This window comes from Streptomyces sp. HUAS MG56 (assembly GCF_058673395.1).
In genome coordinates, this window is the sequence record NZ_CM178722.1 from 8,438,679 (window position 1) to 8,461,823 (window position 23,145).

Consider the following 23,145-nt stretch of genomic DNA (forward strand, 5'->3'; position numbering starts at 1 on the left):
GTGCACCAACCCCACGAGTGGTGGCGTGGCGCCGCGATCTACCAGATCTACGTGCGCAGCTTCGCCGACGCGGACGGCGACGGGGTGGGCGACCTGGCGGGCGTCCGGTCCCGGCTGCCGTATCTCGCCGAACTCGGTGTCGACGCGCTCTGGTTCACCCCCTGGTACGCCTCACCGATGGCCGACGGCGGCTACGACGTGGCCGACTACCGGGCCATCCACCCGGCCTTCGGCAGCCTGGGGGAGGCCGAGAAGCTGATCTCCGAGGCACTCGCGTCGGGTATCCGCACCATCGTCGACATCGTTCCCAACCACGTCTCCGACCGGCACCGCTGGTTCCAGGACGCGCTCGCCGCAGGCCCCGGCTCGCCGGAGCGCGATCGGTTCTGGTTCCGTGAGGGCAGAGGCGAGCGGGGCGAACTTCCCCCCAACAACTGGACGTCGCAGTTCGGTGGCAGCGCCTGGACCCGCGTGCCGGACGGCCAGTGGTACCTGCACCGCTTCGCCTCCGCCCAGCCCGACCTGAACTGGCAGCACCCCGAGGTGCGCCGGGAGCACGAGGAGGTGCTGCGCTTCTGGTTCGACCGGGGCGCGGCCGGCGTCCGCATCGACTCCGCCGCCGAGGTCATCAAGGACCCGGCGCTTCCCGACCTGGTGGACGGCGCGGACCCACATCCCTACCTGGACCGCGACGAGATCCACGACGTGTACCGGGACTGGCGCAAGGTCGCCGAGTCCTACACCCCGCCGCGCGCCCTGATCGGCGAGGTCTGGCTGCCCGACCCCGAGCGCTTCGCCCGCTACCTGCGCCCGGACGAACTCCACACCGCCTTCAACTTCGGCTTTCTCACCTGCCCTTGGGACGCCGCGCGGCTGCGCGAGACGATCACGACCACACTGGCCGTACACACGCCCGTCGGCGCGCCCGCCACCTGGGTGCTGGCCAACCACGACGTGACCCGGACCGTCACCCGCTACGGCCGCGCCGACACCGGCTTCGACTTCGCGGCCAAGGCCCACGGCACCCCCACCGACCTCGCACTGGGCACGCGGCGCGCCCGGGCGGCAGCGCTGCTGAGCCTGGCCCTGCCCGGCTCCGTCTACCTCTACCAGGGCGAGGAACTCGGCCTGCCCGAGGTCGAGGACCTGCCGCACTCGGTCATCGAGGACCCGATGTTCCACCGCACCGCGGGAGCCGACCCCGGCCGGGACGGCTGCCGCGTGCCGCTGCCGTGGAGCGGCGACGCCCCGCCGTTCGGCTTCGGCCCCGAGGGCACTCAGCCCTGGCTGCCCCAGCCTCGGCACTGGTCGGCGATGACGGCGGAGCAGCAGGTGGCGGACCGGGACAGCACGCTGAGCCTGTACCGCACAGCGCTGTGCCTGCGCCGGAGCGAGACCGCCCTCGGCGACGGGCAGGTGACCTGGCTTCCCAGCGGCCCCCAGGTCCTCTCCTTCACCCGCGACCCCGGCTTCGGCTGCGTCGTCAACCTGGGCTCGGAGCCGGCACCGCTGCCACCGCACCGGCAGGTCCTGCTGAGCAGTGCACCGCTGAAGGCCGGGCAACTGCCCACCGATTCCGCGGTCTGGCTGCGCCTGCCCTGACCCGGACGCGGCACCGACCGCACCCGGGCCGTGCCGCTCATGGAAGTGGGCGGCACGGCCCGCCCCTTCCCACAGCTCCCGCGAGGATCCATCGCCTTCCACCACAGCGCCAGTACGTCGAGTTCACGCTGCCGCGTGCCGCCAACGCCATCACTGTGCGCTACAGCCTCCCGGACGCCCCGACCGGCGGCGGGATCACCGCCCCGCCCGACGTCACCGTGAACGGACGCCACCGCAGCACCATGACACTGACTTCGCAGTACGCCTGGCTGTACAACCAGTATCCGTTCAGCAACGACCCCACCGCCGACCTGCTGCACCCCGACTGGTGGATCACCGAGTGCGGCTGCGTCCCAGGCGACACCACCCCGGCCCCGGTGATTCCCAAGCCGTTCCGGCCGAACCACTTCTACGACGAGCAGCGGCTGTTGCTCGGCCGTACCTATCCGGCCGGTGCACACATCCGGCTGCGCGTGCCGCAGCGCAGCGAGGCCGCGAGCACCGTGATCGACCTGATGGGCTCCCGACTCCGCCGACGCGGTCGACAAGGCCATCGCCTTCGCCGGACGGGCGCACCTGAAGGTCTGCATCCCTCCGGGGACGTAGCAGGTCAACCGTCACATCATCGTCGACGACATCACGATCGAGGGTGCCTACGAGCTCAACTGGAACATCGGGCTCGGGGCGATCTGGCTCTACGCCCTGGAGAAGGACATCAGCGCGGACGTCGAGGTGGTGGGCGACTCCTTCCTCGACAACACTTACAACACGGTGATGTTCGTCGCCGACTGGCCGGTCAAGGACAAGTACTCGTTCACCAACGTGCACTTCAAGGACATCAGAGTCGACGGTACGGGCACGTCCGTGGTGAGCGCCCGCGCCGCGGGGTCGGCGAGTTTCGAGGACGTGCAGGCCCGCAACGTCGGTGCGGTCAGCGTCAACAACTGCGGGTCCTTCCACTTTGTTGTCGGTCGTGACGTCGGACATGGGGAAACTTCGTTTCCGACAGGTCTTGGCCGGGTGAGGTCCCTGGGCCCGCGTTCGCCCCGCGTCCCCTCAATGCGGTGGGTCCTGGGCCAGGGCGTCGCGGAGCTGGGCCCTGGCGCTGACGCCCAGCTTGGGGAAGATCTTGTGCAGGTGGTAGCCGACGGTGCGGGGGGAGAGGTACAGGCGGCCCGCGATGTCGCGGTTGGTCAGGCCCTGGGCGGCCAGTTCGGCGATCTGTCGTTCCTGCGCGGTGAGTTCGCCCGCCGCACCCCCCGCTGCCGTCGGGGCTCCCGCCGCCCGCAGTTCCGCGGCGGCGCGATCGGTCCAGGGCCGGGCGTCGAGCCGCTGGAAGCACTCCAGTGCCGCATTGAGGTACGGGCGTGCCTCGGCGCTGCGGCGGCGCCTGCGCAGCCACTCGCCGAAGTCGAGTCGGGTGAGTGCCTTCTCGAAGGGCCAGCAGTCGGTGGCGGCGTCGGCGAGGGCGGCCCGGAAGTGGTCCTCGGCCTTCTCAGGCTCGCTCAGCAGGGCGGCGGCCCGGTGGAGGACCGCGGCCAGTCGCGGGGACCGGTCGGATTCCAGGCTGTGCTCGACGGCGTCGACCACCGTGCGCGCGTCGTCCGTCCGTCCGGCGCGGACCGCCGCGGCGGCCAGGTCGCCCAGGTAGTAGGCGGAGGCGTGGTAATGGACGGGAGCGGGGCGGAAGTCGCGGGTGAAGGACGCACGCAGCTGCTCGTAGGCGTCGGCGTGGTCCCCGGCGACGAACGCGGCCATGGCCAGGGCGTGTCGGTGCCGGACCTGGAGGCTCAGAGACCTGCGCAGGTCGACGCCGCGCACGGCTTCCATGGCCTGCGTCCGCGCGGTCCTGTGGTCGCCCCGCAGCGCGCGCAGGGTGGCCTGGAGGAGACAGGAGCCCAGGGTCACGTTGTCGGCTCCCGCTTCGGTCGCCATCCAGAACGCCTCGTCCGCGGCGTCCTGGGCCGCCGTCCACGAACCGCTTTCGAACAGGGCGAGGGCGAGCGCCTGCGTGACGGTCGCGTTCGTGCCGGCGCTGCCGGCCCGGCGTATGACGTCCATGGTCTGCCGGAGAAGGCGGACGGCCTGCTCGGTCTCGTCCAGGATCCAGGCCGTGCCCCCGAGCGACGTGAGGTCTCCCAGGGACCCTGGTGACATGGTGGCCAGCGCGTACTTCCACAGCCCGAGCAGGCCCGCCCGCCCCCGGTACGGGTCGACGGCTGCCTGGGACCAGACGAGGGCGGCGGAATCGCCGGGTTCGTCGATCAGGGCGCCGATCCGCCGCAGTTCGGCCCGGTGGAACGCCGCCCCGGAGTTGTAGACGGACGTCGCGGCGGTGGCCAGGGTGCCCAGCGCCAGGTCCGGTGCCGAGGTGGCGGCGGCTTCGGCCACGGCGAACAGCAGCGCCAGCGCCTCCTCATGACGGAGCGTCACACCCAGGGCCCACCCGCCCAGAAGAGAGGCCTCCGCCCGTAGCCGCGCGTCCCCGGTCAGGTCGCCGACCCGGCCGCTGAGCTCGCCGACCCACTGCGGATGACCGGCGAACATGGCGGCCTGCGCGGCCATCAGCAGGCGCCGGGCACGCAGTTGTGGCCCCGGGGTCAGCTGAGCGGCGCGTTCCAGTGCCGCCGCGGCCGCCGCGTACCCGCCCCGGGCACGCGCCCGCTCGGCACTCTCCGCCAGGGCGTCGGCGACGTCCGCGTCCTGACCCGTCGCGGCGGCGGCCAGGTGCCAGGCGCGGCGGTCCGGTTCCCCGGCGAGAGCGGAGGCCAGGGCGAGGTGGGCCTGACGGCGCTCGGCGAAGGAGGCCGACTGGTAGACGGCCGAGCGGACCAGCGGGTGGCGCAGCAGGACCTGGCCGTTCTCGATCCGCACCAGGCCGACGCGCTCGGCGGGAGCCAGCGCCTCGACGACGTCCAGCGCGGGGGCGGCGCGCAGGAGGTCGGCCAGGTGTCCGGTGCCCGCCGCGGCGACCAGGAGGAGTGCCTCGCGCGTCGACTCGGGCAGCCCGGGCAGGTCGGCGGCGAACAGCTTCTCCAGACGTGCGGTGAGCGGCAGGGCTGCGCCGCCGTCCTGGCCCGAGCCGGTCCGGCCCCGGGACAGCTCGATCAGGGCCAGCGGGTTGCCGGCGGCCTGCTGAAGGATCTGGGTACGGGCCCTGCCACGGGGCGGGTCCGGCTGGGCGTCCAGCAGCAGACCCGCCGCCGCCCTGGTCAGCGGGCCCACGTTCACCTGCGGGAAGTCCCGGTCGAAGCGGGCCGGCACGGCGTCCTCGCGGGCGGCGAGCAGCAGCACCACCGGCTTGCCCTCCAGGCGCCGGGCGAGGAAGCCCAGCACGTCCACCGAGCCGAGATCCAGCCACTGGGCGTCGTCCACCAGCAGGAGCAGCGGCTGGCGCGCGGCGGCGTCGTCGATGAGGGCGAGCACACCGACGCACAGCGACAGCTGGTCGAGAGCTGCCTCGTCCGGCGCCGTCGTCAGCCCGAAGGCGCGGTCGAGAGCCTCCCGTTGCCGGGCGGGCAGTGTGTCGCCGGGCAGTAGCGGGTGCAGGAGCTGATGGACACCCGAGAGCCCCAGTCCGGCCTCGCCCTCGCTGCCCCGCACCCGCAGGATCCGCAGCCCGTCGGCCCTGCCCTGCTCGGCCGCCCGGTCGACGAGGGTACTCTTGCCCGCTCCCGGCTCCCCGGTCAGCACCAGCACCTGCGGACCGGTGCCGTCCACCGCCCCGAGCAGCCCGTCGATGCGGGCCAGCTCGGCGGACCTGCCGAGGATGCCCGGATCGGCGGGGTAGCCGGGACCCACGTGCACCATCGTCGTACTCCTCCAGCCGGTGATCATGACTTCGGTCATCCTGTCAGCCACGGCCGTCCGCATATGTTCGGACCGTCACCGGAATCGGCGGACGACCGGTCATGTGACAGAAGCGTCGCGACCTCGATTCCCCGATGATGTACCCGGCCAGGGAAGATGCCCACAGCCGTGGGCAGCCGAGCAGGTCCGGAGTATGTGCATGACGGTCCACCCATCCCGAGCGGCGGCCGGCGAGGAAGCCGTTCGCCGCACCTGCCGTACGGCGGCGTCACGTCCCCTGGGTCGGGACGGTGAGATCGAGCGGATCCTGCGGTGCGTGACGGGACAGCCCGGCGGCCCCCAGGCGCTGCTGCTCCTCGGGGAGGAGGGGATCGGTCGTACGACCTTGCTCCACCACGCCGGGGAACTGGCCACCGGCGACGGCATGCTCGTCCTGTCGGCGCAGGGCTGGGCCGCGGACCGACGGCATGCCCGCGCCTGTCTGCAGCAGCTGCTGGTGCCGGTCCTGGACGAGTTGCCGCACCTGCCCCCCGTACACGGACAGGTGCTGTGCGCCGCCATGAACCCCGCCTCCCACGGCGGCGGGCCGGACGAAGCGCCGGACGACGGACAGATGCAGGCCGCGTTGCTGGCCTTGCTGGACCGGCTCGCCACGCTCCGGCCGGTACTGGTGTGCGTGGACGACATCCACGCCTGCGACCGTGCCTTCGTCGACGCGCTCTGCGCGGGCATCCGGCTCCTGTCCGGCCGCCCGGTCAGGCTGCTGTTCACTGCACGCGGCGAGACGCCGCCGCCGGGCCTGCCCCCCGGTGTGGAGACGCTCCATCTGGGTCCGATGAGCCTGCTCTCGGCCGCCGCGCTGCTGGACCGGCAGCCGGCCGCGCCCACCGGCCGGCGCAGGCTGGAGATCCTGGAGGAAGCCGAAGGCAACCCCTTGGCCCTGGTGGAGCTGAGCCGCCGTGCGTCCACCGCCTTCCGAGCGGGAAGCGCCGGCAGTGCCCCCGCGCGGCGCCCGACGACGGCACACGCCTTCGCGGCGCGACTCGACGCGCTGCCCCCCGAGACAGGACGGGCCCTGCTGTATGCCGCGGCCGCCGGGCCGGGGGAGAGCGTCGCCGCCCTCATGGCCGCCCTGGACACCGACGACCTCGCGGTGTGGGCCCCGGCGGAGGCTGCCGGTCTGGTCTCGCTGATTGAGGACCGCCTCGTGTTCCGACATCCGCTGGCGCGGTCGGCCGCGTTCTCGCGGCACCTGGCGGGCGACCGGCAGCGGGCCCATCTGGACCTCGCCGAGGCCGTCACACAGCCGGAGAGCAGAGCCCGTCACCTGGCCCGGGCCACCTTGCGGACCAACGAGCCCGTGGCCGCCGCGCTCGAGGACTCCGCCTGGCGGCACGGGGACGTCGTAGGCACTGCGAGCGCCCTGGAGCAGGCCGCCCGGCTCAGTCCGCAGCCGCGGGACCGCGCACGACGGCTGACCGAAGCCCTGGTGGCCGCGCATGCGGTGGGAGACCCCGGCTGGGTGAGGGAGCTCTACGGCCGGTTCGTGCAGGACTCGGGGGATCCGGAACTCGCCTGCGCGGCGGCTGGTGCCCTGGCCTCGATGCTGTCACTGGAGTCACCGCAGCGGGAGGCCTTCGACCTTCTGGTCGACGCCTCGGAGCACTTTCCGTCGGTCGGCCCGTCCGTCGCGCTCGGCCTGACGGCGGTGGCGGCGGGCATCGCCGTCCAGTCCGGCCTGCCGGAACACCGGACCGGCCTGTCTACGCTGCTCGACCGTGCCCGGGTGGCTGGTGGTGGCCGGGGGGTCGACGGTGCTTGCGTGGCGGGTGGTGGCCAGGAGGTCGGCAGTGTCCGGGTGCCTGGCAGTGCGTCGGTGGCCGACGGTGGCCGGGGGGCTGACGGCGGCCGGCAGATCGGTGGTGGCTGGGACGCAGCCGGTGCTCGGGCGGCCAGTGGTGGCCGGGACGCCGGCAGTGCCTCGGTGGCCGGTGGTGGCCGGGACGCGGACCGTGCCCGGGAGGCCGGCGGTGTCGACCGGCCCCGGCCCCCGGTGACCGGGCCGCTGAGCCGCCTGGGCCGGCCGGACACCCAGCAGGCTCTGGACGCGCTGGTCACCGCCGTGGTCCGGCCGCAGGCCGCGACAAGATCGCCGGCGAGCCTCGGCCGTGCGTACGGGGCGCCGCTGGACGGCCTGGAGACGCCGGCCTGCCGTACGGCATTCCTCTCGGCCGCCTACCTCGCGGACGAGGCGGACGTGCACCTGGGACAGTTCCGCGAGAGCGACGCCCAGCTCCGCACCGCCCGTGCCTTCGGCATCCGCGGCTGGACCGTCCTCGCCCTCGTGGACACCCTCGTGGGTATCGGATGGTTCACCGAGGCCGAGGACCTGGTCCGCGAGGCCACGGCCGAGTCCGTGGTGCTGCGGCTGTCACGCCTCCAGGCGGATCTCCAGACACAGGCCCTGGCCTTGCAGGCGCTGCGCGGAACCGTCCCGCCGGAGCCCTGGCTCACCCCCTCGGTCTGGCGCGCCGTCTGCCTGGACGAGAACCGGGCCACCCACGCACGCATGCTGCGCGCCCGAGGACTCGCCTCCATCACGCTCGGGGACTGGGACGGCGCCTGGCGGCACCTGCGCGACATGTTCACCGGCGACGGCGAGCCGTTGCACCCCGTCCTGTCGCCCCGGAGCATCGCCGAACTCGCGGTCGCGGCCCAGCGCACCGGCCGCACGGCCGAGGCTGTTGCGGTCCTGGCGCGTGTCCGGGCGGAGCAGGGGGATCGCCCGAGCACCAGGATGACGCTGCTCCTGCACCATGCCACCGCCCTGGTCGACCCGGACGAGGACGCCGAGCAGCACTTCCACCTCGCCCTGGTCAACCACGAGGCGGACCGGTGGCCGTGGGAACGTGCCCACGTCCGCCTCAACTACGGCATCTGGCTGCGGCGTTGCCGCCGCACACGCGAGGCGCGTCAGCAGCTGACCACCGCGCGGGAAACCGCCGAACGCCTCGGCGCGGGCGCCCTCGCCGCGGCCGCCGGCCGCGAACTGCGCGCCAGCGGAGCCGCGCCCACCCCCCACACCTCAGGTCTGCTGGAGCAACTGACGGCACAGCAGCGGCAGATCGTCCTGCTGGCCGCGCGCGGCCTTTCGAATCGTGAGATCGGTGAACAGCTCTTCCTCTCGCCCCGTACCGTGGGCTCCCACCTGTACAACGTCTACCCGAAGCTCGGTGTCAGCCGCCGCCAGCAACTGCGCGACCTCCTCCAGGACAGGTGAGGCAGGGTCCGGCCGGTTCCATATGAACCCACCGACGAGCGGTGCCGCCCAGCCAGAGGAGAGTGCGTGATGCGCAGAGCCCCCGGGGGCCGGCCGGGCGGCGACTCGCGCGCGGCCGTCGTCCTCGACCCCGCGGTGCGGCGGCTCGTCACCGCGTCCGCCGTGCCCCCGTCCCTCGACGACCTCGGCCCCGACACGGCGCGGCAGGCGCTCCGGGAGGCCCAGGTCGACCGGTTCGAGGACTTCGGCGTGGACGCGGTCTACCGCGTGGCACCGGTCGGCCCGTCCGGGCTGCTCGGATTCTGGACCGTCCGCCCGGCCGCATCGACCGGCCCGCTCCCCACCCTCCTGTACCTGCACGGCGGCCGGTGGACACTGGGCGACGCGCAGACCCATGCCCGTCTCATCAGCGAACTCGTCAGGGGCGCGGAGGTGTGCGCCGTCGTCCCCGAGTACAGCCGCACCCCCGAGGTCCGCTTCCCCGTGGCGCTGGAGGAGTGCTACGGGCTGCTGGACTGGGCCGTCTCCCGGGCCGACGAACTCGGCCTGGACGGGGGCCGGGTGGCCGTGGCGGGCGACTGCGCCGGTGCCACGCTGGCCGCCGCCGTGACCATGCTGGCGAAGTCCCGGGGCGGGCCACGGCTCAGCGCACAGCTGCTCTACTACCCACTCACCGACTCCCGCTGCGACAGCCCCTCGCAACGGCAGTTCGCCACCGGATACCTTCTCACCCGCCGTGCCCTGCGCGCGTACTGGGCGCGCTACGTCACGGACCCGGCCCTGCACGACGAGCCCACCGCGTCCCCGCTGCGGGCCTGCGCCGAGGACCTGGCAGGGCTGCCGCCGGCGCTGGTCGTCACAGCCGAGGCCGATGTGGCCCGGGACGAGGGCGAGCAGTACGCGCGGAATCTGTGCAAGGCCGGGGTCGAGGCGTCCGCCGTACGGTTCCTCGGCACGGTCCACGACTTCGTGGCCCTGCACGCCCTGCACGACAGCGCGCCCACTCGGGCAGCCCTCGTGACCGGTTGCGCCTTTCTGAGTGCCCGTTTGCGCTGAAGCGCGCGGAACGGGCCGGTGACCAGTCGACCGACTGATGCACCGGCCGGCACCGCCGCACCATGCTCACGGCATGCCAACCGTGATCGGCTCCCTCGAAAACAGACGCCGGTGTCCGGGCCCCTTCCCGAGTCCGCGAGCCCAGGTGCTGAGCACCCGCTCGGTTCCGCCGCGCGAGAGCCTGGACTTCTGGCACGACGCCGTGCTCGCGACCCTGGTCGGGATGGAGATCGCCACCGACGGCCGTACCTATGACGCGGCCATGCGCACCGATCACCTCGGCGGCCTGCGGATCATCACGGTGGAGTGCGATCCGGGCCGGGTGCACCGCTCACCGCGCTTCATCGCCCGCGGTGACGGGCGGGACGTCTTCGTGGCGCTGCAGAGCACCGGCCGGGCCCAGGTCGAACAGGACGGCCGTACCACCGAGTTGCGGGCCGGCGACATCGGATTCTTCGAGACTGTCCGGCCCTTCCGCACGACCTTCCCGGAACGTTTCCGGTTGAAGATCTTCGCGGTCCCGCGGGACCTGCTCGGACGGTCGGAGGCAGATCTGCGCCGGCTCACCGCGCGGGCCGTGCGTCCGAACGGCGGTGTGACCGCCCTGCTCACCCCGATGCTGGAACGGCTGGCGGACACCTCCGAGGCATACGCGACGCCGGTGGCCGAGAGACTGGCCGAGGGCGTCATCGGACTGATGGCGGCCACGGCCGTGGACCAACTGGGCGGGGATCCCGGTTCGCTGCCCGGTGCCGACGGGGTCCTGCTCTTGCGGATCAAGGCCTTCATCCGCTGGCACCTGGCGGATTCCAGCCTGACTCCGCGGGCCGTCGCCGATGCCCACGGCATCTCCGTCCGCTATCTGCACCGGCTGTTCGAGGCGGAGGACACCACCGTGTGCCAGTGGATACGCGAACTGCGCCTGGATGAGTGCCGCAGAGAACTCGCCGTACGGGCACCGGGATCCGCCAGCCTGGGCCAGGTCGCGCGACGCTGGGGTTTCAGCAGCCCCGCCCGGTTCAGCAGGGCCTTCCGCAGTTCGTTCGGCCTGTCTCCCACCGACTGGCTCGACCGGGAGCGCGCGAGCCGCGTGAGGGGAGATGTCCTGTGCTGACCGCATCGCTGACCACCCCGGGCCAGGGGGTGTCCTTCTCCGCTCGGAGCCTTGCTCCCAGGGATCGTGTCGCCGCGTGGGAACGCGCGCTGTCCCAGGTCTTCGTGGGTCTCGAGGTCGCCGTGGAGAGCGGCCGCCCCTGGACGGCCGAGCTGACCGCCGAGCGCCTCGGCGCACTCCAGATCGCCACCGAGGAGTTCGGCCCGGGCACGATCCTGCGCAGCGCCCGCTCGGTGGCCGCCGACCCGAGCACCCACATCCTGGTGCGTCTCCAACTCCACGGCACCGCGCTGCTCTTCCAGGACGGCCGCACCGCCGAACTCCGCCCCGGCCGAGTGGCGTTCCACGACGCGCGGCGCCCCTACCGGATCGTGCTGCCCCAGCCGCAGCGAGCCAGGGTCCTCATGCTGCCCCGCGCCCTGCTCCGGCTGGAGGAAGGGCAGCTGTCCGCGCTGACGGCGACCGCGGTGGACGACACCGGGGGCGGAGCGGCGGCGCTGCTGATGCCGCTGCTGCACGGGCTCGTCGACGAGGTCGTCCGGGCGGACGCGACCCGACGCGACGACCTCGCCCGCATCGCGGCGGAGATCCTGGCCACCCTGGCCCTGGAGCAGGTAAGCGGCCGGCCCGCGCCGGCGCTGTGGGAGCGGATCACCGCATCCGTCCAGGACCGGCTCCAGGATCCCGGACTCACCCCCCAGGACATCGCCGATCAACACAGCATCTCCCTGCGCTACCTGCACCGGATCTTCCAGCTCCAGGGCACCACGGTCAACGCCTGGGTGCGCACCCGACGGCTCGAGGCGGCGCGGGAAGAGCTGGCCCAGACCGGCGCGGCGCACCGGTCGATCGCGGCGGTGGCCGCCCGCTGGGGTTTCACCAACCCCTCCCACTTCAGTCGGACGTTCCGCGAGATGTACGGGATGTCGCCGGTGCAGTGGCGCGGTGTGCACACGGGGACCTGACGTCCGGCCGGCACTGTTCCCGGAAAGGCAAGACCCGGGGCGCTGTCGGCATGACCGCTCCCGCGCTCGGTGCCTAGTTTTCGATGCGTACGGCTCCGGCGGAAAGGAACAGAAACAATGAAGCGCAGGGCGATGGCGTGCGTACTGCCCGCTGTCATGGTGGCACTGAGCGTGGTCGGATCCGGGGCGCCGTCCTCGGCTCAGGACGGGGCGGCCGCCGCGTCGGCCTCGACCACGGCGGTGGGTCCCCAGTACGACACCACGCACGTCTACGTCACCCCCGGCAAGGTGGACGCGTTCGTCGCCAGCTGGGGTGCGACCTTCGGCGGGACCCACACGGCGAAGGTCCTCACGACCGTCACGCCGACGCCCAGCAGGACCGAGTCGGAACTGGTGATGTCGCCCGTCGGCACCCTGTCCGTCTTCGACTTCAAGACGCCCGTCCCGTACCCGTTCGGCACCGAACGGACGGGCTGGCTGATGAGCGACTTCGACAAGGGTGTCCGACTGGCCCGGCAGAGCGGCGCACAGCTGGTCGTGGCGCCCTTCGACGACCCGATCGGGCGGGACGCGGTCGTCCAGTTCCCGGGCGGCGTCAACGCCCAGCTGTACTGGCACACCAAGGCGCCGTCGTACAAGCCCCTTCAGTTCGTGCCGGACAACCGGGTCTACCTGACGCCCGACTCGGTGGACGGGTTCCTCGGCTCCTACCTGCGGTTCACCGGGGGCCGTATCGTCTCGGACCGCCGGTCGGCGAACGGCGGCGACATCGGTCTGCCCCAGGAGACGTATCGCCGTATCGTCATCCGCTCCGGGTTCGGCAACACGGTCGTGAGCGTCACCGACGGCCACCTTCCCTACCCGTTCGGGCGGGAGACCACCGGCTACGCGGTGCAGGATCTCGCCGTGACGTTGCGCAAGGCCGAGGCGGCGGGCGCGCAGGTGCTGTGGGGCCCGTACACCGCCCGGGGCTGCTCCGACGCCATGGTGCAGTTCCCCGGCGGCTATGTGGCCGAACTGCACCAGGACAGTGATCACAGGTGATCGACGAGGCGAGGGGGGATGACGTCTACCAGCCGGACGGGTCCGAGGTGCAGGACGACGCCGGCCTGCTGGACGCCTCGGACACCCTCGACCCTCGGGCCGGCTACGACCCCCTGGACGAGGGCTACTCGCCCCCGGAACGGCCCTGGGGTGTGCAGCACACGGGAGTCACGGCGTCCGAGCGGTGGCGCGGAGAGAGCCTGGACGAGCGCCTCGCCGAAGAGGTCCCTGACATCGGTGTCCCGGAGGGCGACGGTATAGGCGACACCTGGGGCATGGCCGGGGAGCCCGTCGACCTGGAGGTCGGCGACGAGCGCGCCGGACGCCTGGTCGCACCGGACGAGGGCAGCCACGAGACCACCGAGTCCGACCTGTTCGCGTCCGACATCGGCCCGGACGGCGCCGGCGCGTCGGCGGAGGAGGCCGCGATGCATGTGATTCCCGATTCCGAGACCTACTGATACCTCAAAAGGAGGAGCGCTGTATGAACGCCGAGGAGTCGAATTCCGCAGATCCGAACGCCGCAGAGTCGAATTCCGTCGACCGTCACCCGCATATTCGGAACTTCGTGGAAAAGGTGACCGAGCACCATCGGCGCGTTCAGGCCGAGCGTGAGGAGTCCGCGTTCGAGGACGCGATCGACGGGGCGGCGTTCAACCTGGCGGCCGATGTCGCGCATCCCACGGCCGGCCAGGCCGAACTCGGTTATGACGTCGACACGGATCTCGGTGTTGAGCCGCGTTGACCTATTGACCCGCCGACTCAACCGCTCCAGTCGGCGAGAAAGTCCAGCAGTTCCGCGTTGACGACGTCAGGGCGTTCCTCCTGGCACAGGTGCCCGCACCTGGGGATGGGTACGCCCCGCACGTTGTGCGCCAGCCCCTTCCAGACGTCCAGGACGTCGTAGGCCTGCCCGACGGCGCTGAACTCCTCGCCCCACATGGTCAGCACCGGGCAGTCGATGAGCCGGTCGGCGTCCTCGGTGTCCTGCGCGACGTCCTCGGCCGCCGCCCGGTAGTCCATGCAGGACCCCCGTCCGCCCCCGGCTGCTGATAGGCGCGCACGTAGACCGCGATCTCCTCCGGCGGCAGCATGCCGGGGTCGTACGACCAGCTCCGGTAGAAGTGGGTGAGCCAGACCTCCTCGCGGTCGGCGATCAGCGCCTCGGGAAGGTCGGGCACGCTGAGGAAGGTGAAGAACCAGTACCCCTGCCGGGCGAGCCGCACGTCGTAGGTCTCGGCGATGATCCGGGTGGGGATGTTGTCCAGGGCCGCGAACCGGTCGATCCGGTCACGGTGGTCCTTGGCGAACCGGTGCCCACGCGCGCGCCGCGGTCGTGGCCGATCAGCGCGATACGCCGATGGCCGAGGTGGTCCATCAACGCGACGACGTCCCGGGCCATCGTCCGCTTGTCGTATCCGCCGGCGGGCTTGTCCGTGTCGCTGTAGCCGCGCAGATCCGGCGCGATCACGGTGAACCGCTCGGCGAGCACCGGAATCTGCTTGCGCCAGCCGTGCCAGGTTTCGGGGAAGCCGTGCAGCAGGTAGACCGGCGGTCCCTGCCCGGCGCTCACCCAGTGCTGCCTGATGCCGTTGAGCTCGGCGGTGTGGTGGGTGATGCCGACGAGTTCTACTGTCATGGCCTCTCACTCGGGAGGTCGAATTTCCCTGCCGTCCATTGATCCGCGGAAAACCTATCGACCCTCGCCGGTGCCGCTTTTCTCAGAATGTACCGGATGCGTTCTCGTAGTGCACGGGTCCGCGCCGAACACTTCACGTCCGCATAAACTCCGGTGGCAACCCGCCGCTGCCGCAGGCCGGTGTCATTCCTGAATCATGACGGAGATATCCATGGCACTGCTCGATCCGGAACCGGGAAAGCTGCGACCGCACGCCACCCGTGGCCCGGCCGGCGACCGTGTTGCTGTGGCGGGTGAAGAAGCTGTTCGACCCGGCCGGGGTACTCGCGTCCGGCGTCGTGCTGAGCCGTGACCCCGAGGCGCACCCACAGGGGCTCAAGACCATCCCGACGATCGAGGCCGTCGCCGACTCCTGCATCGAGTGCGGCTTCTGCGAGCCGGTCTGCCCGAGCAGGGACCTCACCACCACACCACGTCAGCGGATCGTGCTGCGGAGCGAGATGATGCGTCAGCCCGCCGGATCGCCCGTCATGGACAGCCTGCTGGAGTCCTACGGCTACGACGCGGCCGACGCCTGCGCCGGTGACTGGACCTGCTCCATCGCCTGTCCGGTCGGCATCGACACCGGCGCCATGATGAAGAGGTTCCGCCACCAGCGGCACTCGGCTCGGGAGGAGCGCAACGCGGCTCGCGTGGCACGGCGGTTCTCCATGGTGGAAGCGTCGGTGCGGACCGCGCTCGGCGTCGCCGACCACGTCGACGACCGGGTCCTTGGGCGCGTCACCGCGGCGCTGCGCAAGGTGGTCTCGCCGGACCTGATGCCGCAGTGGCTGCCCGGCATGCCGTCCGCCGCGAGCCCGCGGCTGCCTGCCACGGACCGGGGAGCCGCCGTCGCCGTCTACTACGTGGCCTGCGTCAACCGGATCTTCGAGGGACCGCGCGAGGGCGACGGGCCATCGCTGCCGGAGGCGATCGTCGAAGTCTCCCGACGTGCCGGATGGCCGGTCTGGATCCCGCCGGACCTGGCCGGATCCTGCTGCGCGACCATCTGGCACTCCAAGGGGTACGACGGAGGCAACACCCTCATGGCGAACCGCGTCGTCGAGCGCGCCTGGGAGTGGACCGACGGCGGACGGCTGCCGCTCGTCGTGGACGCGTCGTCCTGCGCACTCGGCATCGGGCGTGAGACCGAACCGTACCTGACGCCGGAGAACCGCCGAAGGCACCGGGCACTCACCGTCGTGGACTCGGTCGTCTGGGCCGCGACCGAGCTGCTGCCGCACCTGGAGGTCACCGACCCGATCGGCAGCGCGGTTCTGCACCCCACCTGTTCTATGCGGCACCTGGAGTTCGACGCGCATCTGTCGGCCAACCGCACCTGTGAGATCGGCATGCAGCACGTCACCGGCCGCCCCTACGAGTCGGCGCTGCTGGCACTGGAACGCGCCACCCGCCCGCCGCAGGGCCGCTGATCCCTCCCCCCTTCCACTCTCTACGGCACCAGGAGTGCGCCTTGCGTATCGCCAATCTCGCCGGCCGGCTGGTTTCTGCTCACCGCCGACGGGGCGGTAGATGTCCAGGAAGCCAGCGCCGGCCTGTTCTCCTCCGACCCGCAGGAGATCTACTCCCGTTGGACGGAGTTCCGCGACTGGGTCGACGGGGCCGAACCCGGCGGTGGGGTCCCCGTCGAACCCGCCGGCCTCGGCGCATCGGCACCCAGGCCCCGCCAGGTGTTCGCCATCGGTCTGAACTACCGGGAGCACATCACGGAGGCGGGCTTCACGGCACCCGAGGGCATGCCGCCGGTCTTCACCAAGTTCCCGACGAGCATCACCGGACCCGTGTCGGAGGTGACGCTGCCGCAGGGCGGCCACACCGACTGGGAAGTGGAACTCGTCGTGGTCCTCGGCAGCAGGGCGTACCAGGTGTCCGAAGCCGACGCCTGGAGTCATGTCGCCGGTCTGACGGTGGGCCAGGACATCTCCGAACGCGTCCTCCAAATGGCAGGACCGGCACCGCGGTTCGGGCTCGCCAAGTCCTATCCGGGCTTCGCTCCGACGGGTCCCTGGCTGGTGACCCCGGACGAGTTCGACGACCCCGACGACCTGGAGCTGACCTGCGCCGTCAACGGCGAGGAGGTTTTAGCGCGGCCGCACCGCGCAGCTCATCTTCTCCGTTCCCTCCCTCATCGCCAAGCTGTCCGGGGTGCTCGCGCTGCTTCCCGGCGACCTCATCTTCACCGGCACCCCGGCCGGCGTCGGACTCGGGCGCTCCCCGCAGCGCTGGCTCGCCCCCGGCGACGAACTGGTCAGCTCCGTCGAGGGCATCGGCGAACTGCGCCAGCGGTTCACCGGCTGAGCACACATATCGGGGCCGGGCACACCAAGCCCTGACACACGCGTCAGGTCCTGACACACATGTCAGCTCTCCTGACACACCCCAAGTCCTGACACACGTCGGGTCCTCATGTCCGAAAGGAACATCACCATGCCCAGAAACGAACGAGCGGCGCGGACCGGCCTGCTGGCCACGGCCGTGGCGGCGGCCCTCACCCTCACCGTCACCGGCACGGCGGGGGCCTCCTCCGGCCCGGTGTCGGACGCACACTTCGTCGCGCATCTGAACATCACCGACGGGCAGCGGCCGGAGAACATAGCCCTGGAGCCCGGCGGCGGTGCGGGCGTCACCTTCGCTTACTCCCGGCAGGTCGCCCGCATCACCCCCGACGGCCGGGTGCACGTCCTGGCGACCCTGCCGGCGCCCCCGGCCGGGTCCGTCACCCCGGCCCTGGCCTCGCCGTTCCTCGGAGGCATCGTCCGTGCCCACGACGGGACGCTGTACTTCCTGTACGCCACGGGTACCAGCGACCTGACCGGTGTGTGGCGCCTGCGCCCAGGGGACGCCGCACAGCGCATCGCCGCGCTTCCGGCCGAGGGCCTGCCCAACGGCCTGGCCCTCGACCGGCACAGCAACCAGCTGTACGTCGCCGACTCGGTCCTCGGCACCGTCTGGCGGGTGCCGGTCGCGGGCGGCACGCCCACCCGGTGGGCTGCCGCCCCCGAGCTGCAGCCCACCGGATTCCTGGGGGCCAACGGCATCAAGATCCACAACGGTGCGGCCTGGGTGTCCAACCTGGACAAGGGCACCGTGCTGCGCATCCCCCTCACGTGCCACGGCGGCGCCGGGCCCATCGAGACCCGGGCCACCGGACTGGTCGACATCGACGACATCGACTTCACCGGCGCCGGCGACTCCCTGCTCGCGGCGATCAACAAGGACAACGAGGTCGCCCTGGTCAGGCCCGACGGCAGCCACAGCATCGTGCTGACCGCCGCCGACGGGCTGGAGAACCCGACGTCGCTCGCCGTACGCGGCGGCACGGCGTACATCGCCAGCGGCGCGTACTTCACGAACACCGACCCCAACGTCCTCGCGATCCACATCGAGCACGGCAAGTAGCGGAAGAGAGCTGACCGATGACTGACCAGACGACTGCGGGCACCACCGAGTTCGACCCCGACGACTTCCTCGTCGTACCAGCCCGGACCTTCGAGGACCTGCGCGTCGGCGAGGTCTTCCGGGCACCCAGCCGGACCCTGACCGACGCCCATGCCGCGGCGTTCCAGACGGTCTCCGCGGACAACCACCCAGTGCACTACGACGTCGAGTGGGCCCGCAAGCGCGGCCACCCCGCGCCCGTGGTGCACGGACTTCAGGTGCTGGCCTTCACCGCGCCCGGAGCCACTCTGTTCCCGCACTTCATCGGCGAGGTCTTCATCAGCTTCCTCGAACTGTCCTGCACCTTCCTGGCGGAGGTGCACTCCGGGGACACCCTGTACCCCGCTCTCACCATCACCGCACTGGAACCCAGGGGCGACAACGGCGTCGTCGTCACGGCCGCCACCATCCACAACCAGCGCGGCGAACTCGTGCTGTCGGGACAGCACAAGTACCTGCTCCGCCGCACGGCCTGAATCGGCGTATCCGCAACTCCTGTAAGGAACATCCATGACCACGTCCACACCCACCGTCGTCCTGGTGCACGGAGCCTTCGCCGACGCCTCCAGCTTCGCGCGCGTCATCCCCGAACTGCTGGCCGACGGAATCCAGGTGCTCGCCCCGGCGGTCCCCAACCGCAGTCTCCTCGGTGACGCCGCCTACATCGCCTCGATCGTCCGCCGGATCCCCGGTCCCGTCGTCCTCGTGGGGCACTCTTACGGCGGCGCCGTCATCACCGTCGCCGGTGCCGAGGACAACGTCCAGGCCCTGGTCTACCTTGCCGGGTACGCCCTTGAGGAGGGGGAGAGCCTGGGCGAACTGCAGGGCCGGTTCCCCGACTCCGACCTGGCCTCGGCGCTCGTCTTCACGCCCTTCCCAGTCGAGGGTTCGGACGAGCCCGGCACCGATGTGACGGTCGACATCGACCAGTTCCCCGCCATCTTCGCCGCCGACGTCGACCCCGGCCTCGCCAGGACGCTCGCCGTCTCCCAGCGTCCCCTGGCAGGGGCGGCCTTCGCCGAGGCGGCTCCGGTCGCGGCCTGGAAGACCAAGCCGTCCTGGGGTCTGGTGTCGTCCTCGGACCACACCATCAACCCGGACGTCGAGCGCTTCGGCTACCAGCGGGCCGGCATGACCACCGTCGAGATCGACTCCTCGCACCTCGTCATGCTCGCGCACCCCAAGGAGGTCGCGGATCTGATCCGCGAGGCCGTCCGCAGCATCAGCGCCTGACCCGCAACCACCCTGTCACTCCTCGCACTTCACCGGAGATACCCATGAGATCCCTTCCTCGCCCGAGATCGAGACGGGCGCGCCTCCTCGCCGGGTCCTGCGTCGTGGTCGCCGCCACGGTGTTCGCCGTCACCTCCCAGGTGACCGCCGCACCCGCGACCGCGGCGGCGGCCGAGACGGACGGCGGTGCGAAGCCCGCCATCGTGCTGGTGCACGGCGCCTGGGCGGACGCATCGAGCTGGAACGGCGTCATCGCCCGCCTACAGCACGCCGGTTACACCGTGTACGCCCCGCCGAACCCGCTGCGCGGGGTCTCCTACGACGCCCGGACCCTGGCCTCGTTCGTGGCGACGATCCCCGGCCCGGTGGTCCTGGTCGGCCACTCCTACGGCGGCATGGTCATCACCGACGCGGCCGCGAAGAGCGCCAACGTGAAGGCGCTCGTGTACGACGACGCGTACATCCCCGACGAGGGCGAGACCGTGTTCCAGATCAACGCGGCCCAGCCCGGCTCGTGTGTCACGGCCGAACCGACGACGTTCCTGAACCTGGTTCCGTACCCCGCAGGACCGTCCGGCGACGTCGACGCCTACCTCAAGTGGGCCCCGAACGGCGCCTACAAGGGTTTCCAGGACTGCTTCGCCAACGGCGTGCCCACCGCCCAGGCACGGCTCCTCGCGGCGGGTCAGCGACCCTTCGCGGTCAGCGCCGGTTCGGAGCCCTCCGACGCATCCGCGTGGAAGACCCTGCCCTCCTGGGCCGTCGTCGGCACCGCGGACCACGTCATCCCCCCGGCCGAACAGCGGGCGATGGCCGAGCGCGCGCACTCGCGCATCACCGAGGTGCCGGCGGGCCATCTGTCCCTGGTCACGCGCCCCGACGTGGTCACCCGCGTGATCACCGAGGCGGCCGAGACCGTCCGCTGACCGGCACTCCCGGGTGTGCCCTTATCCGACGGCTCCGCTGGTGATCCCGGCGGCGATGCGGCGCTGAACGAGGACGAGCAGCACCGCCGCCGGGATGCAGGCCAGCACGTCGGTGGCCATGACGGCGTTCCACCGGTTCGTGTGGGCGCCCAGGTACTGGTAGATGCCGAGCGTCACCGGCTGTACCGTGTCCGTGGTGTTCAGGGTGAGGGCGAAGAGAAAGTCGCTCCAGGCGAAGAGGAAGGTGAAGACGCCGGCGGTGACCAGGGCGTTGGTGCTCAGCGGGAGCACCACGGAGCGCAGGACGCGCAGCCTCCCGGCACCGTCGACACGTGCGGCCTCGATGATCTCCCTGGGGATGGCCCGCATGAACGCGTGCAGAACCAGGACCGCGAAGGGCACCCCGGCGGTCGAGTCGGCGAGGATCAGCCCGAAGCGGGAGTTCAGGAGCCCCAGTTCGTTGTAGGCGCCGTAGAGGGCGTTGGCCACGACGATGCCCGGAACCGTCTGGGTGACCAGGACGGCGAAGAGCACGGCGGTGGTTCCCCGGAGACGGAAGTGGGCCAGGGCGTAGGCTGCCGGAGCGGCGAGTGAGAGGCTCAGCACCGCACTGCCGAGAGCCACGACGAGGCTGGTGACGAGGCTGTTCCCCTGCTCGCGCAGCGCGGTGGCGTAGCCGCTGAAGTCCGGGTGGACGGGAAACCAGCCGGCCCGCAGGGCGTTGCCCGCCGGCTGCAGGGAGACGTTCACCATCCAGTACACCGGGAACAGCATCAGCGCGAGCAGGACGATCCCTGCGAGCGTGGACATCCGGCCTTGTGCGGGTGCGCGCTTCACGGACTCGGCCTCCCTTCAGGCGTTCAGGGCGCGGCGGTTGGCGCGCAGGTGGACGAGGGCGAGGGCGAGCGAGAGTACGACGAGGACGTTGCCGAGGGCGGCGCCGCGCCCGAACTCGAACTGCTCGAAGGACAGCTGGTACGCCCCGGTGGCGAGGGTCTGCGTGGCGCCGGCCGGACCCCCGCCCGTCACGACGAGGATGATGTCCAGCACCTTGGCCGTGTAGACCACGCCCAGCACCAGCACGACGCCGGCCACGGGCCGCAGCAGCGGCCAGGTGATGTGGCGGAACGACGCCAGCCGGCCGGCCCCGTCCAGCCGCGCCGCCTCGTACAGGTGGACCGGGATGTCCCGCAGCCCGCCGTACAGGATCGTGGCGTTGAAGGGGATGCCCACCCACACGTTGACGAGGGTCACCGACACGAGCGCCTGTGACGTGCCGGTGAGCCAGGGGATGCCCGTCGACAGCAGGTGCAGGTCGCGCAGCGCGCGGTTCACGACTCCCGTGTCGGTGTCCAGCATCCACCTCCACGTCGTCCCGGACACGACCAGCGGCAGCAGCCAGGGCAGCAGCAGGAGCGAGCGCAGCACGCCGCCGAGCGGGAACCGGCGGTGGAAGAACAGGGCGAGGGCCAGCCCGAGCACGAACTGCCCAGCGAGCGAACCGACGGTGAACAGGGCTGTGGTCAGCACGAGCTTGGGGAACTCGTCCGACGACATGACCTCCGTGTAGTTCCGCAGCCCCACGAACGGGGCGGCACCGGTGTAGAACGTCGTGGCCGTGTAGCGCTGGAAGCTCATCGCGATGTTGTCGGCGATCGGGTAGCCGAAGAACAGCAGGAGGTAGGCCAGGGCGGGGGCGAGGAACCCCCACCGGGCGATCCGGTCAGGAAGCCGTCGCGATCCGCTGCGCATACCCGAGTGCTTCCCGCGGTGTCTGCTCGCCCGTCAGCGCGGCCTGGACGGCCGTGTAGATGCCGGTCGCCGCCTGGGGCCACCTGACGCCGAGTTCGCCGGTGCGGGCGCGAGCCCGCTCGACGCTCTTGACGAAGGCCGCCATCGAGGGGACCTGCTCGGCATAGCGGGACGCCACGTCCGGACGGGAGGGCACGGTGAAGTTCTGCTTCGCCAGGGCCAGCATGCGGTCGGAGCCGTTGAGACAGACCACGATCTGTGCCGCCTTCGCCTGTCGGGCCTTCGAGGCGTTCTGCGGGACCGTCCACACCTCGCCGCCGAGCGGCGTGACCAGGGTCTGCCCCGGTTGGCGGACGGGGATGGGGGCCACGCCCCAGTGGAGGTTCTTGATCTCGTTCATCTCGGATATCCGCCAGGGCCCGTTGACCATCATGGCCGTCCGCCCGGCGACGAACTGGTCATGCACGTCGGCCTGCGTCCAGTTCAGCACCGACCTCGACATGGATCCGCTCCTGACCAGGTCGACCCAGAGCTGGAGCGCCTGCGCGGCCTGCGGGGTGTCCAGACGCCTCTCGTCGCCGCCGTTGGACCACAGGAAGGGCAGGAACTGCCAGGTGCCCTCGAAGGTGGCGTTCGCGTCCACCGCCACGCCGTAGCGCCCCGGACGGGTCAGCCTGGCCGCGGCAGCCTTCAGCTCGTCCCAGGTCCGCGGCACCGCGACTCCGGCCTGGGACAGCATGTCCTTGTTGTAGAAGAGGGCGATGGTGCTGACCGTGGGCGCCAGTCCGTACACCTTGCCCCGGTAGGTTCCCGCCGACAGGATGCCCTGCGCGAACCCGTCGGAGCCGATGCCGTACCGGTCCAGCGGGGTCAGCGCACCGGTCTGCGCGATCTGCTGGAGGTCGGGGTTGTCCAGCATCAGCAGGTCGGGAAGGGTCCGCGACGATGCCTGTTGCAGCACCTTCGGGACGAGCGACGGCCCCGGGACGCTGTGCTGCTCGACCGTGACGCCGGCGGCCTTGCCACAGGCATCGAGCCGCTCGCTCCACTGGGCGTGCTCGGCGGCGTCGGTGTAGTAGTCGAGAGCGGTGAGGGAGGTGACCTTGCCCGCGGCCTGCTCGGGCCTGGAGCCGCCCGCGCAGCCGGAGGCGGACAGGACGAGGGCTACGGCTGCGAGGAGCGTGGATATGCGCCGCGCCGACCGTCCGGCCGCTTGGGTCATGGTG

At 71.5% G+C, this 23,145-nt stretch carries 18 protein-coding genes and 3 pseudogenes; 15 read left to right on the forward strand and 6 right to left on the reverse strand.

Translation table 11 applies throughout. The features are described 5' to 3' along the window. Both AC4OXY_RS39125 and AC4OXY_RS39130 read left to right on the forward strand, forming a co-directional pair. Nucleotides 1–1,602, forward strand: a complete 1,602-nt coding sequence (locus AC4OXY_RS39125) for a glycoside hydrolase family 13 protein (protein ID WP_491992062.1) — start codon at nt 1–3, stop codon at nt 1,600–1,602. Nucleotides 1,603–1,712: 110 nt separating this feature from the next. After that, nucleotides 1,713–2,547, forward strand: a pseudogene (locus AC4OXY_RS39130) (carbohydrate-binding protein); the annotation flags it as partial. A gap of 111 nt (nt 2,548–2,658) precedes the next feature. On the opposite strand, the gene AC4OXY_RS39135 reads toward AC4OXY_RS39130, so the two are convergent. Beyond that, nucleotides 2,659–5,412: an ATP-binding protein gene (locus AC4OXY_RS39135; RefSeq protein ID WP_491992063.1), complete on the reverse strand. Its 2,754-nt coding sequence runs from the start codon at nt 5,410–5,412 to the stop codon at nt 2,659–2,661. A gap of 199 nt (nt 5,413–5,611) precedes the next feature. Here AC4OXY_RS39135 and AC4OXY_RS39140 point away from each other — a divergent pair, with 199 nt between their 5' ends. From AC4OXY_RS39140 to AC4OXY_RS39170, 7 genes are all read left to right on the forward strand, one after another. Beyond that, nucleotides 5,612–8,692 (forward strand): helix-turn-helix transcriptional regulator, encoded by a 3,081-nt coding sequence (locus AC4OXY_RS39140; RefSeq protein ID WP_491992064.1) that lies wholly within the window; start codon nt 5,612–5,614, stop codon nt 8,690–8,692. 69 nt (nt 8,693–8,761) lie between these two features. After that, entirely contained in the window at nt 8,762–9,748 is a 987-nt protein-coding gene (locus tag AC4OXY_RS39145; RefSeq protein ID WP_491992065.1) for an alpha/beta hydrolase, read from the forward strand. Between the two features lie 145 nt (nt 9,749–9,893). Next, a complete protein-coding gene (locus AC4OXY_RS39150) occupies nt 9,894–10,862 on the forward strand; it encodes an AraC-like ligand-binding domain-containing protein (protein WP_491992066.1) in 969 nt (322 codons plus the stop codon). Next, on the forward strand, nt 10,856–11,827 hold the full coding sequence (locus tag AC4OXY_RS39155; protein WP_491992067.1) for a helix-turn-helix domain-containing protein: 972 nt from the start codon (nt 10,856–10,858) through the stop codon (nt 11,825–11,827). The genes AC4OXY_RS39150 and AC4OXY_RS39155 overlap by 7 nt, the downstream gene beginning before the upstream one ends. 117 nt (nt 11,828–11,944) lie before the next feature. After that, a complete protein-coding gene (locus AC4OXY_RS39160) occupies nt 11,945–12,871 on the forward strand; it encodes a glyoxalase (protein WP_491992068.1) in 927 nt (308 codons plus the stop codon). Further along, nucleotides 12,868–13,332 (forward strand): DUF5709 domain-containing protein, encoded by a 465-nt coding sequence (locus tag AC4OXY_RS39165; protein ID WP_491992069.1) that lies wholly within the window; start codon nt 12,868–12,870, stop codon nt 13,330–13,332. Before AC4OXY_RS39160 ends, AC4OXY_RS39165 begins: the two co-directional genes overlap by 4 nt. Before the next feature lie 23 nt (nt 13,333–13,355). Then, nucleotides 13,356–13,616 carry a hypothetical protein gene (locus AC4OXY_RS39170; protein ID WP_491992070.1) on the forward strand — a complete coding sequence of 87 codons (261 nt, stop codon included), beginning with the start codon at nt 13,356–13,358 and terminating at the stop codon, nt 13,614–13,616. 17 nt (nt 13,617–13,633) lie between these two features. Here AC4OXY_RS39170 and AC4OXY_RS39175 read toward each other — a convergent pair whose 3' ends face one another. Then, nucleotides 13,634–13,894: an alpha/beta fold hydrolase gene (locus AC4OXY_RS39175; RefSeq protein WP_491992071.1), complete on the reverse strand. Its 261-nt coding sequence runs from the start codon at nt 13,892–13,894 to the stop codon at nt 13,634–13,636. A gap of 133 nt (nt 13,895–14,027) precedes the next feature. Next, a complete protein-coding gene (locus AC4OXY_RS39180) occupies nt 14,028–14,510 on the reverse strand; it encodes an alpha/beta fold hydrolase (protein WP_491992072.1) in 483 nt (160 codons plus the stop codon). A 272-nt stretch (nt 14,511–14,782) separates the two neighbouring features. Between AC4OXY_RS39180 and AC4OXY_RS39185 the strand changes: the two are divergent. The 6 genes and pseudogenes from AC4OXY_RS39185 to AC4OXY_RS39210 form a co-directional block, all read left to right on the forward strand. Further along, nucleotides 14,783–15,982: pseudogene (locus AC4OXY_RS39185) on the forward strand ((Fe-S)-binding protein); the annotation flags it as partial. Nucleotides 15,983–16,023: 41 nt separating this feature from the next. Then, a pseudogene (locus AC4OXY_RS39190) lies at nt 16,024–16,868 on the forward strand (fumarylacetoacetate hydrolase family protein). Between the two features lie 129 nt (nt 16,869–16,997). Then, the gene (locus AC4OXY_RS39195) at nt 16,998–17,969 is read left to right on the forward strand and encodes a hypothetical protein (protein WP_491992073.1); all 972 of its coding nucleotides are present in this window, start codon (nt 16,998–17,000) and stop codon (nt 17,967–17,969) included. A gap of 17 nt (nt 17,970–17,986) precedes the next feature. After that, nucleotides 17,987–18,484, forward strand: coding sequence for a MaoC family dehydratase (locus tag AC4OXY_RS39200; protein ID WP_491992074.1), 498 nt, complete (start codon nt 17,987–17,989; stop codon nt 18,482–18,484). A gap of 34 nt (nt 18,485–18,518) precedes the next feature. Next, nucleotides 18,519–19,241, forward strand: coding sequence for an alpha/beta fold hydrolase (locus AC4OXY_RS39205; protein ID WP_491992075.1), 723 nt, complete (start codon nt 18,519–18,521; stop codon nt 19,239–19,241). Between the two features lie 44 nt (nt 19,242–19,285). Beyond that, entirely contained in the window at nt 19,286–20,167 is an 882-nt protein-coding gene (locus AC4OXY_RS39210; protein WP_491992076.1) for an alpha/beta fold hydrolase, read from the forward strand. A 21-nt stretch (nt 20,168–20,188) separates the two neighbouring features. Here AC4OXY_RS39210 and AC4OXY_RS39215 read toward each other — a convergent pair whose 3' ends face one another. The 3 genes from AC4OXY_RS39215 to AC4OXY_RS39225 are packed head-to-tail and all read right to left on the reverse strand — an operon-like array spanning nt 20,189 to nt 23,141. Then, the gene (locus AC4OXY_RS39215) at nt 20,189–21,004 is read right to left on the reverse strand and encodes a carbohydrate ABC transporter permease (protein WP_491992077.1); all 816 of its coding nucleotides are present in this window, start codon (nt 21,002–21,004) and stop codon (nt 20,189–20,191) included. Between the two features lie 15 nt (nt 21,005–21,019). Next, the gene (locus tag AC4OXY_RS39220; RefSeq protein ID WP_491992078.1) at nt 21,020–21,919 is read right to left on the reverse strand and encodes a carbohydrate ABC transporter permease; all 900 of its coding nucleotides are present in this window, start codon (nt 21,917–21,919) and stop codon (nt 21,020–21,022) included. Continuing rightward, nucleotides 21,891–23,141, reverse strand: coding sequence for a sugar ABC transporter substrate-binding protein (locus AC4OXY_RS39225; RefSeq protein ID WP_491992079.1), 1,251 nt, complete (start codon nt 23,139–23,141; stop codon nt 21,891–21,893). Before AC4OXY_RS39225 ends, AC4OXY_RS39220 begins: the two co-directional genes overlap by 29 nt. Between the last annotated feature and the right edge of the window lie 4 nt (nt 23,142–23,145).